We start from the raw sequence: 15108 nt of genomic DNA, 5'->3' as shown, positions 1-15108 counted from the left end.
TCAAGCGGCAGGTCAACGCCTCACAGGGGCCCAACCGGTCCCGCGCACCAGCGAGGCCCCAAACATGATCGACCTAACCAGCAAGCCGGTGTAACCGCTAGGTGTCGAGCATGGCGGCGAAGCCAGCAACGTCGGGTCGTACATCCTCAAGAACAGCGTTCTCTAGCTCGATCGCCAAGGCGCGCAGGACCGCGTCACGCTCATCGAAACTTCCTTGGCGAACCACTCTGTTTGAGATCCTCTGCCTTAGCAAGGCTTGCTCGCTGGCGGATAGCTTGGTCTGTTCCACCATTGCCATCAACTCTGCCAACGCGGACACCCCAAACGACTTGCCAGTTGAAATCACTTCCATGTTTGGGATTGGCCATGCCGTAACCCGCGCTGGGTTCACCTGGTCGTACAACGTTTTCTCTGAGCCTGTACGCGGGCCCGGACGGTAGGGACGGTAGGGACGCTCACCCATCCCGACAAAGACGGCCTTGCCGTCGTAGACCACGAACCCTGGGAGGGGTTCAGAGGAATTTGCTACCGAAGGTGTCGTCCGGGGACTTCCACCGCGCGAACCCTCGACCTCAACACTTGCAATCAGAGTAACGTCCGCCCTCCCTGCGGCCTTATCGATCTCCCAGCTCAGCGGCACTTTCTGGGCGGATGACTCGGTCACCGTTGATTCAATCTCGCCCTCGGGTATGTCCAGAACCCTACGAGCAGCCGGGGGCATCTCTACGCCACGCCTGCTCGCCAACTTCTGAGCAAGCCGTGCTGAACGACGCACCACGGCTTCATATTTTTCGGGCGACAGATTGTCGAACCGGTCCGTTCGCGGAGCCATTCAGACCTCCCTCAAAGGCTGCAACTCTATTGTGCGCTTGACACCGGTCACTTGTCTTCATTGCCCTCATCTCGACTGCTGCTAAGTCGCAGCTCGGCTGCTTCAAGGTATGTCAAGTGATAGTCCTCGATCAGCTCGGCTAGGGCCTTGTCGAGCTCCTGACTCTGGTCAGCTAGACGCTCTAACAGCCCGACAAAAACCTCTGGGTCGAGTGTGTTCTCGCGCTCAACTGCCCAGACAAACCGATCCCAACAGCGCTCAACCGCCTCACTGTTCTCACGATCCTTCTGCGCCTGAGCGAAGTGCCGCTCACTGTCCAGTTGAGTCTTTGCAAAGTGACTAGAGGACTGCTGGCGGGACTGCCAGCTCGCCAGGTACGCCAGTGACCCACCAGTCAACACCCCAACGCCGGTGTAGATCGTCGCCTGCGCCGGGGTAAGAACGTCCCACTGCAGGAGTAGTGACATAAGCAACAAGATCCCACCGACGGGCAGCAGGATGTACGACCCGATCCTCATTGCACGTGCCAAGCCATCTGACGACTCTGAGACAATAGCGGGCGCAGCCGGCGGTTCGACTGGTTGCAGGTCCGCACCCTCACGGGGCGGTGGGTCGGGCGCTACCGTCACTTCAGTATGGCCTCTCCGAGATGCACGAACGTCAAAATACATCACCTATTGGGTTCCGCTGCCTAGGTCCTGCAAGCCGACCCGGGAGTTTTGCTTTCAGAGTGTGGTTCAAGAACGACCGAATCTGAACCATCTGTGCGTCTCGAACCGATTCGTCTATGACGCCAGAACTCTAAAGTTTCATAACTCATGTCCGAAACTGATTCGGTACAAGTGGGTGTCGGTATGCCTGTTCATACTTGGAGCTATGACCGCTGAGCTGCCACCCGACGTCGATGAAATCATCGACCACATCGCCCACTGGGCTGCCGGCTACAGCACCGGGCTGAAGTGGAACGAGGTCGCCAAACTCAAAGCGGACATGATGAACGTTCCAGAGCGGTGGGCACCGGTGACTTTGGAGGCTCTGCGAGCCAAATGCCTTTCAGCGGGACTCGGCGCGGAAGACACTGACACCATTGTCGGTCTCCCCAAGAAGCGGAAGGACGGCCGCCGCCTGGTCCCCCAAAAGAGCTACAGCTCATACAGGTTTCGGCAGGAACCCGGAAAGCCGCTACAGGACCCACCCGTAACGTGACGTGCGAGTCCGGGCTGCAGGAATTGTGCTACTCGGCTACCTCGAGCCTCACAAGTCATTTGCCCGGGACCTCGGGCTTGATGTCCCGTCGAAGGGTGCATGGATCTCTGCGCGAACTGTCGAGGTCCCCAGTTAATCCGACCGCATGAAAACAGTGGTGGACGGGCGGCATTGGGCCCTCGCGGAACACGACGAGATCAGTTCCGCCCCGATACTCCCGACAGCGTATAGCGACCGACGGCGGATGTGACGAGCGGCCGCGTCGCTGACGGAGCCTAGGCATTCCAGCACCGAGGTCGTTCGACTGACCGCGTAGACCCCTCTGGACTTGAGCAAGAGACGTCGAAGTCGGTGAAACCGAATGCGGACCCGCTGCGTCTAAGCCGATGTGTGCACCGTTGCGAATTCGACCGGTAGATCGTGAGCAAGCTCGAGGCGTCCCCAGCGGAGATGCGCGATGCCTTCTCAGCGATCGAAGCCAAAGCCGACACGCTGGCGCAACGCCTGCAGAACCTGGACGTCACCGTCGGCAACGAACTCCTTATCGACGGTTGGCAGGGCACCGCAGCATCGGCCTACGACGAAGGCTGGGTCGAGTGGCGCAACGGTGCCGAGAACATCATCGGAGCCCTTCACGATCTCGCGCAGCTACTCCGCGCGGCAGCAGATGACTACGAGCAGGCTGACGATGAGACAAGCGTCGCCGTCAGCAACGCAACCCGCTCCGGGGTCGCGATCTGATGCCTGCATTGGGAAGCGACGCATTCAAAATCGACTTGCAGCAACTCGACTCTGCCATCGCATCGATGCAGGAATTCACCGACGACACATCCGAGATCCTGGAGCAAGTCTCCAATACCGTTGCTGCACTGCGCGTCGATTGGACCGGCATCGGATCCGACGCGTATCAGGACGCACAGGATCGGTGGGTCCGAGGTGCACGGGACATGACGGACAACGTCACCGAGCTCCGCGAAGTCGCTAAAACCGCCCACGCCAACTACAGCAACGCAATCGACGCCAATATGTCGATGTGGCTGATGTGACCGCACCCGTAGAAGTCACACCCGCCGGCTACGCCCAAGCCGCGGTCACCTACTCCCGCATACACCGCGTCCTCACGACCGGCATCGACGCGCTTTCCGATGTGCTCGCGGGGACCGGCGCATGCGCAGGCTCTGACAACGCAGGCCGCGAATGGACCAATGACTACGACCCAGCAGCATGGGACGGCATCGACGCCCTTGGCGATCTAGCGCTGGCATGCGGTCAGATGCACGATCTCCTGCAGTTCACCGCAGCCAATCATGCGAACGCGAACACGCAATCAGGTACCGCACCCGACCCCGGAGCACTGGTCTTTCCACCGGGCTCGATCCCGATCTACCAGCCGTCGGAACCACCGTCGATGTTCGGCGGCACCGATGCCGAACCCACAGGCTGGGGTTTGGTCCGTGACTACGTTCAGGGCGAGATGTGGCCCAACGGTCACCCAGATCAGCTACGCGCCGCCGCCACAGCATGGCGGGCAATGGCGACCTCACTCACCGCGGCGGGATTCGACTTTCCGATTGCCCGCCCGCTCATCGAGATGCAAATCAGCCCCGAAGTCACGTCGATCCTCGAACAACACGATCTGGTGAAAAGTCAGTTCGACGCGATGGCCGAGTACTGCCAGGCGCTCGCGACATCCTGCGATGGCTACGCCGGCGCAATCGACACCACCAAAAAGGCCGTCGTCATGGCCTTGATCGAGTTGGTCGGGTTCATCGCGGTCGATCAGATCGTCGGATGGGCGGCATCGACGATATCGCTCGGAACGACAGGAGTGGCAGCGCAGGCGGTCATGGCCGCGCTACTCGCCCGATACGGAATCCGTATCGCTGGAATCATCAAGGGTCTTCGAGCTGTCGCCGCGTCCTATCGAGCGGGCATGTCCGCGACGTCGACCGGCATGTCCCGGGCTGCCGAGGCGCTGATGCCGCTCCTCGGGGCTCGCCCGATGCTCGCCGGAGCCGGCGGTAGCGGCATCGCGGGCGGGTACCGGGTTCGATGCCCTCTCGTCGGTCTTCGCCCTTCGACGGCCTGCGCTGCGCAAGCCGTTCTACGACTCTGTCGTAGAACGAGCAGAACGATTCGTACCGGCGGGAACAAAAGACGAGTTCCTTACAGTCCAAGCCGATCGAGATGTCAAAGTACCCGCGAACAAGACCTACGATGACAAGCCGTGGGTCACCGAGCTACCCAAGACCGCAAACGGTAAGTACTACATCGATGAAGCGAACCGAGCGCTGTATCCGGTGGATCCGAAGTGGGAGATCGGCCATCTGTCTGGTTACGAGCATCGCAAACTGCTGGCCGAGGCCGAACAACGCGGTATGACTCAGGCCGAGTTCAACGACTTCGTTCACAGTGACCCCAGCCGATTTGCCCTTGAGGACAAGTACGGAAACCGCAGCCACCTTCGAGAGGACAAATGATGACCGATCGCGACGAATACGGGCGTACCGCCCTGCACTACGCCGCAGCGAATGGCCGACTCGAGGAGGCAAAGCAACTCATCGAGCAGGGCGCGGACGTCGATGATCGCGATAGCGAGGAGTGGACGCCGTTGTTGTTCGCCTCTCAAGCTGCACACATCGACGTGGCTGCAGCGCTCCTCGAAGCTGGAGCGAATGCCAACGCGCACAACTCGAAAGGCCAGCCAGCACTTTACTTTGCACTCTTCGTTCGCAGGATGCGTGAGCCCGGCGTTGGTGTTTCGCTCATCCAGACGCTCCGCGAGCATGGTGCCGACGCGACACTCAAGACAATCGAATGCTTCTTCGGCTCAATGAGCGTGCTCGATGTAGCCAAGAAGGACTTCATCGAACAAGGCAGCGGCGACGATCTCGTCGCGGTCTTCGAGGACCTGCTGTGAGCGACGACGGAGATTTGGAAGACGAGATCACGGAGATCAAAGCGACAGCAGCCGACGTGGCCCGCGTCCTCGCCGCAGTGCGTGGGATAGGGGAATCCACGGACCGAACGATCGTTGCGAAAACTGATTCGTACGGGCATCTGATCCACATCGAGATTGCATCCGGCGCAGCCCAGCGACCGGAGGACTTGGCATCGGCAATACTGGACGCCGCCGGACGGGCGGCGTCGGATGCCGCCGCACGAACTGAGATTGCGGTACGTCCGATCACGGAAAACACCAGGGTCAGATCAGCACTGGACACAGTCCGAGATTTTGTCGCGGCCGAGGCATCGACAAACGCGAGCGATCCCCGGTCTGCCGAAGCCGCCATGGACCGCTACTACCGCAACTTCTCAGCACTCCAATGATTTCGAGCACCTCTCATTCGGCGACCCGTAGGTGAGACTGTGGCGGCCACCACCGCACGAGCGCGCGAGCTCGGTCATGCAGCTCGTTGATTGAATCAACCAGGAACGCCAGCCAAGTTAATGCATTTTCAGGACTCGGATGTTCGAGCGCCGATCCAGAGCAGTTGATTTGAGTTGTGACATTCTGTGACACCGAAGTGCGTGTTCGAACCAGGACTGCAGCGCGCTAACGCTGTTACCTGGGGAGATATGGTGCCCCCAGTCGGACTCGAACCGACACTGTGCGGATTTTAAGTCCGCTGCCTCTGCCAATTGGGCTATAGGGGCCACCGCTGGGCTCTCGCACCAGCGGTGACGATCATATCGGTCTGTTACTGCGCCGGGATGACCGGCGGGACGAACTCGAAGGTCATGCCGAGGAGCCACACGAGCAGCAGGACCACCGGGAAGTGAAAGATGAACTGCAGGAACGTGAATCCGATCAGATCCCTCGCTCGCAGACCCAGAACCGCCAGCAAGGGCAGCATGAAGAACGGGTTGATCAGGTTCGGCAGGGCCTCGGCGACGTTGTAGATCTGGACGGTCCAGCCGAGGTTCATCTGCACGTCGGTGGCCGATTGCATCACGTACGGGGCTTCGACCAGCCACTTGCCACCACCGGAGGGAACGAAGAGTCCGAGCACGACGGTGTAGATCGCGATGACCACCGCGAAGCCTCCACCGGATCCGATCTCGGTGAAGAAGGTCGCCAGATGCTCGGAGATCGTGATGCCTCCCCGGCCCTCCGCTTCGGTGAGCATGGCCGCCATCGCGGCATAGAGCGGAAACTGCACCAGGATCCCTGCAGTCGCGGGGACCGCTTTGCTGACCGAATCGAGGAAGCGCCGCGGGGTGCCGTGCAGCACGAGCCCGAGCATCAGGAACACCAACAAGTACCCGTTGAGGCTGCTGACCACCGACAGCACCGGCAGCGTCAACAGCTGGGAGACAAGCCATCCCAGCGTCATCGCGCCCACGAAGAGGGGAAGAATTCGGCTGTACTCGAGCCACTCCCCTGGTCGACTGCGCGGAGCAGGCTCGGTCACGGTGTCGTCCAAAATGACGTTCATGTCCTCGGCCGTTTTGATCGCCGCGCCCTTGGGTGCCGAGAAGTGCGCAATGGCCACGGTGAGGACGATGATGATCACGCACATCAGCAACGACTGCCACGTGAAGATGGTGGTTCCGAAGTCGAGTACACCCGTCACCGAAAGCAGCGTCGCCGGAAGCGAACTGGCCGTCGCCTGCAGCTGAGCAGCAGAGGACGACATACCGAGTGCCCACACGGCTCCGAGTCCCATGAACGCAGCAGCCCCGAGTGCGCGATAGTCCGCCCGCAGATCGTCACGCCGCGCGATGGCTCGGGCCAGCAGACCGGCGAACACCAGGCTCAGGCCCCAGTTCAGGAAGGACACCGAGCAGGACAGCAGCGCCACGAAACTGACTGCGCTACTGGAACTCTTGGGCACCTGCGCCAGTCGGGTGATCAATCTGGCGACCGGTGGAGATGTGGCCACGACGTAGCCGGTGAGAACGACCATCGCCATCTGCAGCGTGAAGGCAGTCAGGTCCCAGAAGCCGTTACCGAACGCGTCGACCACATTCTGCGGAGACGACCCGTTGGCGAAGGCAGCGACAGCAACGACCACCACACCGACGAGCGCGAAGATGTAGGCGTCGGGAAACCACTTCTCGGTTCCCCTGGCGAGCATCTGCGCGACGCGCGCCAAACCTTTCTCGGCCGGTGCCTGTTTGGCCGGTATCTGCTCGGCGGGTGACGTCATCGGTGGTCCTCACCTCGAAGGGAGCCGTGACGTGGGCCACAGCGCCTGTAAGGCTTCACCGAATCACGCAGCGATGCAACCTACATCGCCGCAGACCGCATCTGCAGAAATGCAGATCAAATCTTGATCGACATCGCGATTCCGTCGAGAATGTCGTGCTCACTGACCGTCAACGAGCTGACGGCACCGCGTCGCTCGAACTCCTCGGCCAATACGCTGCACACAATTGCACCGCCGCCGATCACGTCGACCCGACCGGGATGCATGGGGCCCAACGCACTTCGCTGCGTATGCGTCATGCCGATCAGTCGCTCGCACACCTCGAAGAGCTGATCGAACGGCACTCGCGAGAGGTGCACCGCGTCGGCGTCGTACTCGGGTAGTTCCTTGGCGATGGCCGCGATGGTCGTCATCGTGCCGGCCACACCCACCCAGCTCGACGCGTCGCCGATCGACACTTCCTCGAACGCCTCCGCCAACTTCTCGCGGGCGTACTCACGCGCACCGTTGATCTCGTCGACGGTGGGCGGGTCGCTGTGCAAGAAGCGCTCGGTCAGCCGCACACACCCGATGTTGGCGGAGAACGCAGACTTCACGCCCTTCGCATCGCCGAGAACCAGTTCGGTGGAGCCGCCGCCCAGATCGACAACGACGAAAGGCCCTGCGGCAGCGTCGAGTTCACCGACTGCGCCGGCGAAGGACAACCGAGCCTCTTCGTCTCCGGTGATCACCTCGGCCTCGGCACCGGGGATGACTTTGCCGAGTACCTCGCGCACCATCGAGAAGAAGTCCTCCCGATTGGACGCGTCACGAGTAGCCGACGTCGCGACCATCCGCACCGCGGTGGCCCCGGTCTTGCGAATGATTTCCGCGTACTCCACCAATGCCACCCGGGTGCGCTCGATCGCCTCGGGCACGAATGCGCCGGTCGCGTCGACGCCCTGCCCGAGCCGCACCACTCGCATCTCGCGCGCGACGTCCGCCAGGGACTTACCGTTGTTGTCGGCGACGAGCAGGCGGATCGAGTTGGTGCCGCAATCGATTGCTGCAACCCTGGTCATGATTTCTCCGCACGTAGTTCTTCGATGGTCGGCCAATCGGCCGGAATAGCCTTGCCGCGCAACGAGTTCTCGGCTGCCAACGCAACCGACTCGTCACCCAGCGGGTTGACACCCGGGCCCTTGGCCAACGAATGCGCGATGAGCACGTGCAGGCATTTGACACGATCGGGCATGCCGCCGCCGGTGAAATCCGTTCCGAGAGATTCGATCTCGTCACGCTCGGCCAGATACGACTGGTGGGCGCGTAGGTATGCCGCGGCCAACTCGGGATCGGTACCGAGACGTTCGGTCATCTCCCGCATCACGCCGGCTGATTCCTGCCGACTGGCCTCGGCCGTCAGCCGCGGATCCGTCAGATAGAACAGGGTGGGAAAAGGCGTGCCGTCGGGCAGCTTCGGGGCGGTTTTCACCACACCCGGCCTGCCGTCCGGAGATCGATATGCGATCTCGAGTACACCACGCGGTTCACGTCCGAGCTGCGATGCGACCGCATCGAGATCTTCCTGCGAGACTGCCGAGGAATTCACCCGACCGGTCCTCCTTCTGGTTCTGGCACCGGCGGCGCGGCCGGTGCGGGTTCTGGCTGTACGAGAGGCATCGGTGCGGACGTCGGCTCAGCGGGCTCGTCCGATCCCTGCGGCTGGACCGCGGTGTTCCACAATTCGGTGTACCACGGTCCCGTCGGAGTGTTGTCCACTGCGAGGTCCTCGGAGCTCGGCGAGTAATCGCCGGGCAACTGCACCTGATACGGCGTCTCCCCCGGCATGACGAACCGCAGACGTTCGCGAGCGTCGGCCGCAATGCGGGACGGCTCGTCGAGTTGAGACTTCTGAACCTGCAGGCGGCTCACGTCGTTCTCCAACGCTTGCCGCTCGGCCAGCACGGATTCGAGCTCACTGCGTTGCGAGAAGTAGGTGCGCAGCGGCACCGCCAGCGTCAACGCCAGCGCACACACCACAACACCGAGAATGACGGCTCGTCCGGTGGACAGTCCGAAGAACGTCCGCTCGGGCATCTTGGGCCGTCGAACACCGACGCGCCGGGGAGCAGCCTTGCCGCCGACCACCGCGTCGCGCACCTGCTCGGAGGTTTCCGGCGGGGTGGCCTGCCGACCGGAGGCGTTCTCGTCGCGAGAGACACCCCCGGCCTTGGACCGACCCGAAGAGGAGGCCCGGCCGCGGGGTCGGGGATCACGTCCACCTGGACTGGTCCCTGACCTGCCGCGCCGTGCCATCATTCACTCTCCACTTCGTGCCATACGTGCCTGTTCGCTATCCCTCGTAATTGAACCGGGGGAAAGACAACTCGCCGGCGTAACGCGCCGCATCACCCAGAGCTTCTTCGATACGCAGCAACTGGTTGTACTTGGCAACGCGCTCGCTTCGAGCCGGAGCACCGGTCTTGATCTGGCCGCTGCCGACGGCAACTGCCAGGTCAGCGATGGTGGTGTCCTCGGTCTCGCCGGACCGGTGGCTCATCATCGTCTTGTAGCCGTTGCGGTGCGCCAGATCCACGGCGTCGAGGGTCTCGGTGAGCGTGCCGATCTGGTTGACCTTGACCAGCAGCGCGTTGGCGGCACCCTTGACGATGCCGTCTTCGAGACGCTCGGGGTTGGTGACGAAGAGATCGTCGCCGACGATCTGTACCTTGTCGCCGATGGCCTCGGTGAGCGCAACCCAGCCGTCCCAGTCGTTCTCGTCGAGCGGATCCTCGATGGAGACCAGCGGGTAGGCGTCGACGAGCTCGCCGTAGAACGCAGACATCTGCTCGGCGGACTTGGTCTCACGCTCGAAGGCGTAGCCGGTGCCTGCGGTGTAGAACTCGGTGGCCGCCACGTCGAGAGCGAGTGCGACGTCCTGACCCGGCTTGAGGCCGGTCTTGCCGATGGCCTCGAGGATGAGGTCGAGGGCAGCCTTGGTGCCTGCGAGGTCGGGAGCGAAGCCGCCCTCGTCGCCGAGGCCGGTGCCCAGGCCCTTGGCCTTGAGCACGGACTTGAGTGCGTGGTAGACCTCCGCACCCCAGCGCAGAGATTCCTTGAAGGTGGGTGCGCCGATGGGGGCGATCATGAATTCCTGCACGTCGACGCCACTGTCTGCGTGCGCGCCACCGTTGATGATGTTCATCATCGGAACGGGGAGGATGTGCGCGTTGGGGCCGCCGAGGTAGCGGAAGAGTTCGAGTCCGGTGGACTCGGCAGCGGACTTCGCGACCGCGAGCGAGACACCGAGCAGTGCGTTCGCGCCGAGGCGAGACTTGTCGGGCGTGCCGTCCAGATCCAGCAGTGCCTGGTCGACGGTGCGCTGCTCGATGGCGTCCAGACCGATGACGGCCGGCGCGATCTCGTCGAGCACAGCATTGACGGCCTTCTCGACACCCTTGCCGCCGTAGCGGTCTCCGCCGTCACGAAGCTCGACGGCCTCGTGCTCACCGGTGGATGCACCGGAGGGAACGGCGGCGCGACTCAGCGTCCCGTCGTCCAATGCGACCTCGACCTCGATCGTGGGGTTGCCACGAGAATCGAGGATTTCGCGCGCTCCGACCTGCTCAATGATGGCCACGAATGCTTCTCCTATAAACGGGTACCGACGGACTGTGCCGGGTGCAAGACTAGCCGCTCCCCTGCACTGCCCGCGATGCATGGAGGTCCTACGGCCTGGTGCCCACCGAGTACGCGGCCGCACGATCGCGCACATCCCGCAGGTACTGACCCGACAGGTTGTAGGCCATCAACGCCGTCTCCCAGCCCTGCGCGGTCCGCAGATCACCGCCTCGCGCACACAGGTATCGCGCCGCGGTCAGCGCCGCGTCGTCGATGTTGTCGGGATCGGCGACGCCATCGCCGTTGGCGTCGACGCCCCATTTTTTCCACGTCTCGGGAATGAACTGCATGGGGCCCATGGCCCGATCGAACTCGGTGTCACCGTCCATGACGCCGCCGTCGGTGTCCGGAATCTCGGCGACGCCCGGTCCGCCGTCGAGGGGGATTCCGCGAATCGGGGGTGCGACGAGACCGTCGGGTGCCACCGACGAACCCTGGTAGGTGCCGTGCCGGCTCTCGATGTACCCGATGCCGGCGAGGGTCGTCCACGCGATTCCGCAATCGGCATCCGTCTCGGTCATGATCGCCGCTGCGTGCCCGTACGACGCCAACGCGGTCACCGAGATGCCGAGCGCGTCGGTTTGCGGTTCGGCCCAGGCGAGCAACAGATCGGCCGTCCGCCCGGGCGCGTTGAAGTCGATGGCCGGCACTTCGGTGCCGGGCCCGGGCGGGATGCCTTCGGGAATCTCACGCTCGGGCTCGCCGGTACCGCACGCGGTCAACGCGAGAAGGACCGACGCTGTGGCGAGCACGCAGATACGGGAGATCACCACTCCATCCTGCACACGCAAGGTAATAGAAAGCTAAAGACCGAGATAACCCCTGGTCAACGCGCATTCGGCCTGGGTTGCAGGGTGTATGTTCTGGTCAGCCCTCACGCATGAGGGTCGCCTACCCTTTGCGAGGGAAGGCGTACCAATGTTCGACGCACCGCAGGAGCCTGATTCATGCCAGTTCTCGCCGCCGCAGGCTCAGCGCCGTCGATCGCCACCCAAATGTTCGGCAGCGGCTTGATCGGCCTGCGCGAGGGGCTCGAGACCGGCATCGTCGTGATGATCCTCGTGGCGTTCCTCGTCAAAGCCGATCGCCGCGACGCGCTCAAGTGGGTCTGGCTCGGAGTCGGCCTCGCCGTCGCCATGGTCGCCGCCATCTTCTTCGTGATCCACTACGGCACGTCCACCGTCACCGGGCTGACCGCCGAAATCATCGCCGGAGCAGCATCGCTCGTGGCCGTCGTCATCGTGACGGCGATGGTGCTCTGGATGCGCACCGCCGCGAAGAACATCTCCGGCGAGTTGCGCGCGAACATGGAGAAGGCGCTGACCGTCGGCCCCGCAGCGGTACTGGCGCTGGCGTTCTTCGCCGTCGGCCGCGAAGGCGTCGAAACCGCGTTGCTCATGGTCGGCTACGCCGAGAACACCAACGGCAGCCTCTGGCCACTGCTCGGACTGCTGCTCGGCATCGTCGTCGCGGCCGTGCTGACGGTGTTCCTGTACTTCGGTGCCGTCCGCATCAACTTCGCGGTGTTCTTCAAGTACACCGGCGTATTCCTCATCGTGGTCGCCGCCGGCATCCTCGCCTACGGCATCCGCGCACTGCAGATCGGCGGCATCCTGCCCGGCGGCAGTGCCGTCGCCTTCGACATCACCGCACACTTCGACGCCTCGAGCTGGTATGGCACCGTGCTCGCCGGCATCTTCAACTTCCGGCCCGAACCCACTGTGTTCCAAGCGATCGCGTGGGTGCTCTACATCGTGGTCGTCCTCTACCTCTTCCTCCGCCCGGTCCGCGTTCCCGCGACTCCCGAGCCTGCTCTGCAATCCTCCTGAAAGGCACCACCACCATGCGTCGTACCACCTACGCTCTGGCCGCCGTTGCGGTTCTGCCGATGGCTCTGGCCGGATGCACCGAGAAGTCCTCCACCGAAGCCGCGTCGGGCGACATCACCGTCACCGCGACCGACTCCTCCTGCGACGTCGGCGCTTCCGAGGGCACCACCGGAAACTCGACGTTCCAGATCACCAACAACGGCAGCAAGGTCACCGAGTTCTACGTCTACGGCGAAGGCGACCGCGTCATGGGTGAGGTGGAGAACATCGGACCCGGCCTGACGCGTCAGCTCATCGTCGCCCTGCCCGACCCCGGCACGTACCAAACCGCCTGCAAGGCAGGCATGGTGGGCGACGGTATCCGCGCCGACTACGTCGTCACCGGCGACTCGGTGCGCACCACGGACGAGGACGGACTCCTCGCCGAGGCAGCAGCCGGCTACAAGCGCTACGTCGTCAGCCAGATCGACGCACTGCAGGACACCACGGCCTCGTTCGTCACCGCCGTCAAGAGTGGAAACGTCGACGCGGCCAAGGCTCAATTCCCCATCGCGCGTAGCTACTACGAGCGCATCGAGCCCGTCGCCGAGAGCTTCCCCGACGACCTCGACCCGCGCATCGACCTGCGTGAGCCCGATGTCGAGCCCGGTGCGGAGTGGACCGGCTTCCACCGCATCGAGAAGGACCTGTGGACGCAGGGTCTGCAGCCCGACACGAACGCGATGGCCGATCAGCTCGAGGCCGACATCACCGAACTCGCCGACAAGATCAAGGCCGACGACTTCACCATCGACCCGATCCAGGTGGCAGGCGGCGCACAGGGATTGCTCGACGAGGTCGCCAAGACCAAGATCAGCGGTGAAGAAGACTTCTTCTCGCACACCGACCTGTGGGACTTCCAGGCCAACGTCGACGGCTCGCAGGCCGCCATCGCCGCCGTCCGACCCATCCTCGACGAACGCAACGCCGAACTGGGCACCGCCATCGACGCACGCTTCGAAGAACTGGACGCAGAACTCGCCAAGTACCGCAGCGGCGACGGCTTCGTCTTCTACGACACCGTGACCGAACCTCAGCGCCAGGAACTCTCGAACAAGATCGACGCATTGTCCGCCGAAGTGAGCCAGGTGCAGGGTGTCGTTGCAGGACAGTAAGAACGGGCAGTTCTCCCGACGGCGCCTCCTCGGTGCCGTCGGGACCGGTGCTGCGCTCGTCGGAGTCGGGGCAATCGCAGGACATGCGACGGCCTCCGGTGCCGAAGTGCCCACCTCGGATGTCGTCGAATTCCGTGGCGACCATCAGGCCGGAATCGTCACGCCGGCGCAGGATCGTATGCACTTCGTCGCCTTCGACGTCACCACCGACTCTCGCGACGAATTCGTTGCGCTGCTGAAGAAGTGGACCCTGATGGCCGAACGCCTCACCAAGGGTGAGGAGACGTTCGACGGCGGCGCGGTCGACGGCGGTCAGTACAACCCGCCCACCGACACGGGCGAAGCTCTCGGTCTGACGGCGTCGTCGCTGACGTTGACCATCGGTTTCGGGCCGAGCCTGTTCGATCGCTTCGACCTGGCATCGAAAAGGCCTGCGTCACTTGCCGATCTACAGCACTTCCCTGCCGACAACCTCGATCCCGCACGCTCCGGCGGAGACCTGTGCATCCAGGCCTGCGCCGACGACCCACAGGTTGCCGTCCACGCTATCCGCAACCTCGCCCGTGTCGGCTTCGGCACCGTGTCGGTCAAGTGGTCGCAACTCGGTTTCGGTCGAACCTCGTCCACCTCGACCACCCAGGCAACGCCGCGAAACCTGTTCGGCTTCAAAGACGGAACGGCCAACCTCAAGGCCGAGGACCCGACTCTGCTCGACGACAACGTGTGGGTCTCTGCTGACGATGATCAGGAATGGATGGCAGGCGGCTCCTACCTCGTAGCCCGTCGAATCCGCATGCTCATCGAATCCTGGGACCGCACCACGTTGAAAGAACAGGAGCGAGTGATCGGACGCAGCAAGGGAACCGGCGCGCCACTCGGCCAGAAGGACGAATTCGACGCACTCGACTTCGAATCCCAGGGCCCCGAGGGCACCTTCATCGACAAGACCGCGCACGTGCGCCTGGCGTCGAAAGAGAACCTCGGTGGCGTCCAGATCCTGCGTCGGGGCTACAACTTCACCGACGGATCCGACGGCTTCGGCCACCTCGACGCCGGACTGTTCTTCATCGCCTACTGCCGCGACCCACTGACCCAGTTCGTCCCGATGCAACTGGCGCTCTCCCGTAAAGACGCACTGAACGAATACATCCAACACGTGGGATCCGCGGTCTTCGCCTGCCCACCCGGCGTCGAGGAATCCGAATACTGGGGTTCAACGCTGTTCGAGTAGGCCGGTCCCCGCGGGCCAACCCCGTCCGCGGCCGCCCCCACCC

At 63.2% G+C, this 15108-nt stretch carries 18 protein-coding genes and 1 tRNA gene; 10 read left to right on the top strand and 9 right to left on the bottom strand.

All coding sequences use genetic code 11. From position 1 onward, the window contains the following. Positions 1-97: 97 nt before the first annotated feature. Positions 98-832 carry a hypothetical protein gene (locus CH271_RS28355; RefSeq protein ID WP_143546015.1) on the bottom strand — a complete coding sequence of 245 codons (735 nt, stop codon included), beginning with the start codon at positions 830-832 and terminating at the stop codon, positions 98-100. A gap of 47 nt (positions 833-879) precedes the next feature. Continuing rightward, on the bottom strand, positions 880-1350 hold the full coding sequence (locus CH271_RS07925; RefSeq protein WP_094633276.1) for a hypothetical protein: 471 nt from the start codon (positions 1348-1350) through the stop codon (positions 880-882). Positions 1351-1708: 358 nt separating this feature from the next. Between CH271_RS07925 and CH271_RS07920 the strand changes: the two genes are divergently transcribed. From CH271_RS07920 to CH271_RS07895, 7 genes are all read left to right on the top strand, one after another. Then, on the top strand, positions 1709-2038 hold the full coding sequence (locus CH271_RS07920; protein ID WP_094633275.1) for a hypothetical protein: 330 nt from the start codon (positions 1709-1711) through the stop codon (positions 2036-2038). A 420-nt stretch (positions 2039-2458) separates the two neighbouring features. Then, the gene (locus CH271_RS07915; RefSeq protein ID WP_256986328.1) at positions 2459-2779 is read left to right on the top strand and encodes a WXG100 family type VII secretion target; all 321 of its coding nucleotides are present in this window, start codon (positions 2459-2461) and stop codon (positions 2777-2779) included. Next, a complete protein-coding gene (locus CH271_RS07910) occupies positions 2779-3084 on the top strand; it encodes a WXG100 family type VII secretion target (protein WP_094633274.1) in 306 nt (101 codons plus the stop codon). Before CH271_RS07915 ends, CH271_RS07910 begins: the two co-directional genes overlap by 1 nt. Then, a complete protein-coding gene (locus CH271_RS28735) occupies positions 3081-4259 on the top strand; it encodes a WXG100-like domain-containing protein (protein ID WP_179274600.1) in 1179 nt (392 codons plus the stop codon). The genes CH271_RS07910 and CH271_RS28735 overlap by 4 nt, the downstream gene beginning before the upstream one ends. Before the next feature lie 79 nt (positions 4260-4338). Continuing rightward, positions 4339-4518: a GH-E family nuclease gene (locus CH271_RS29545; protein ID WP_179274599.1), complete on the top strand. Its 180-nt coding sequence runs from the start codon at positions 4339-4341 to the stop codon at positions 4516-4518. After that, positions 4518-4958 carry an ankyrin repeat domain-containing protein gene (locus CH271_RS07900; RefSeq protein ID WP_179274598.1) on the top strand — a complete coding sequence of 147 codons (441 nt, stop codon included), beginning with the start codon at positions 4518-4520 and terminating at the stop codon, positions 4956-4958. The genes CH271_RS29545 and CH271_RS07900 overlap by 1 nt, the downstream gene beginning before the upstream one ends. Continuing rightward, entirely contained in the window at positions 4955-5368 is a 414-nt protein-coding gene (locus CH271_RS07895) for a YbaB/EbfC family nucleoid-associated protein (RefSeq protein ID WP_094633271.1), read from the top strand. Before CH271_RS07900 ends, CH271_RS07895 begins: the two co-directional genes overlap by 4 nt. 250 nt (positions 5369-5618) lie before the next feature. Here CH271_RS07895 and CH271_RS07890 read toward each other — a convergent pair. The 7 genes from CH271_RS07890 to CH271_RS07860 form a co-directional block, all read right to left on the bottom strand. After that, positions 5619-5695, bottom strand: a tRNA-Leu gene (locus CH271_RS07890). 44 nt (positions 5696-5739) lie between these two features. Next, on the bottom strand, positions 5740-7191 hold the full coding sequence (locus CH271_RS07885) for a short-chain fatty acid transporter (protein WP_094633270.1): 1452 nt from the start codon (positions 7189-7191) through the stop codon (positions 5740-5742). Positions 7192-7307: 116 nt separating this feature from the next. Continuing rightward, positions 7308-8252, bottom strand: coding sequence for a Ppx/GppA phosphatase family protein (locus tag CH271_RS07880; RefSeq protein ID WP_037192071.1), 945 nt, complete (start codon positions 8250-8252; stop codon positions 7308-7310). Then, the gene (locus tag CH271_RS07875) at positions 8249-8779 is read right to left on the bottom strand and encodes a DUF501 domain-containing protein (RefSeq protein WP_032404265.1); all 531 of its coding nucleotides are present in this window, start codon (positions 8777-8779) and stop codon (positions 8249-8251) included. Before CH271_RS07875 ends, CH271_RS07880 begins: the two co-directional genes overlap by 4 nt. After that, a complete protein-coding gene (locus CH271_RS07870) occupies positions 8776-9489 on the bottom strand; it encodes an FtsB family cell division protein (RefSeq protein WP_252341876.1) in 714 nt (237 codons plus the stop codon). Before CH271_RS07870 ends, CH271_RS07875 begins: the two co-directional genes overlap by 4 nt. 34 nt (positions 9490-9523) lie before the next feature. Beyond that, positions 9524-10810 carry a phosphopyruvate hydratase gene (gene eno / locus CH271_RS07865; protein ID WP_037192069.1) on the bottom strand — a complete coding sequence of 429 codons (1287 nt, stop codon included), beginning with the start codon at positions 10808-10810 and terminating at the stop codon, positions 9524-9526. An 88-nt stretch (positions 10811-10898) separates the two neighbouring features. Continuing rightward, positions 10899-11621: a lytic transglycosylase domain-containing protein gene (locus tag CH271_RS07860; RefSeq protein WP_094633369.1), complete on the bottom strand. Its 723-nt coding sequence runs from the start codon at positions 11619-11621 to the stop codon at positions 10899-10901. Between the two features lie 177 nt (positions 11622-11798). Between CH271_RS07860 and efeU the strand changes: the two genes are divergently transcribed. From efeU to efeB, 3 genes are read left to right on the top strand one after another with little or no spacing between them, the layout of a single operon-like run. Then, positions 11799-12680: an iron uptake transporter permease EfeU gene (gene efeU, locus CH271_RS07855; RefSeq protein WP_094633269.1), complete on the top strand. Its 882-nt coding sequence runs from the start codon at positions 11799-11801 to the stop codon at positions 12678-12680. Positions 12681-12694: 14 nt separating this feature from the next. Further along, entirely contained in the window at positions 12695-13834 is a 1140-nt protein-coding gene (gene efeO / locus CH271_RS07850) for an iron uptake system protein EfeO (RefSeq protein WP_094633268.1), read from the top strand. Beyond that, a complete protein-coding gene (gene efeB / locus CH271_RS07845) occupies positions 13815-15065 on the top strand; it encodes an iron uptake transporter deferrochelatase/peroxidase subunit (protein WP_094633267.1) in 1251 nt (416 codons plus the stop codon). The genes efeO and efeB overlap by 20 nt, the downstream gene beginning before the upstream one ends. Positions 15066-15108: the final 43 nt, after the last annotated feature.

Origin of the sequence: Rhodococcus sp. 05-340-2, assembly GCF_002258915.1 — a bacterium.
Taxonomy (GTDB): Bacteria; Actinomycetota; Actinomycetes; order Mycobacteriales; family Mycobacteriaceae; genus Rhodococcoides.
This window is presented reverse-complemented; position numbering and strand designations above follow the sequence as displayed.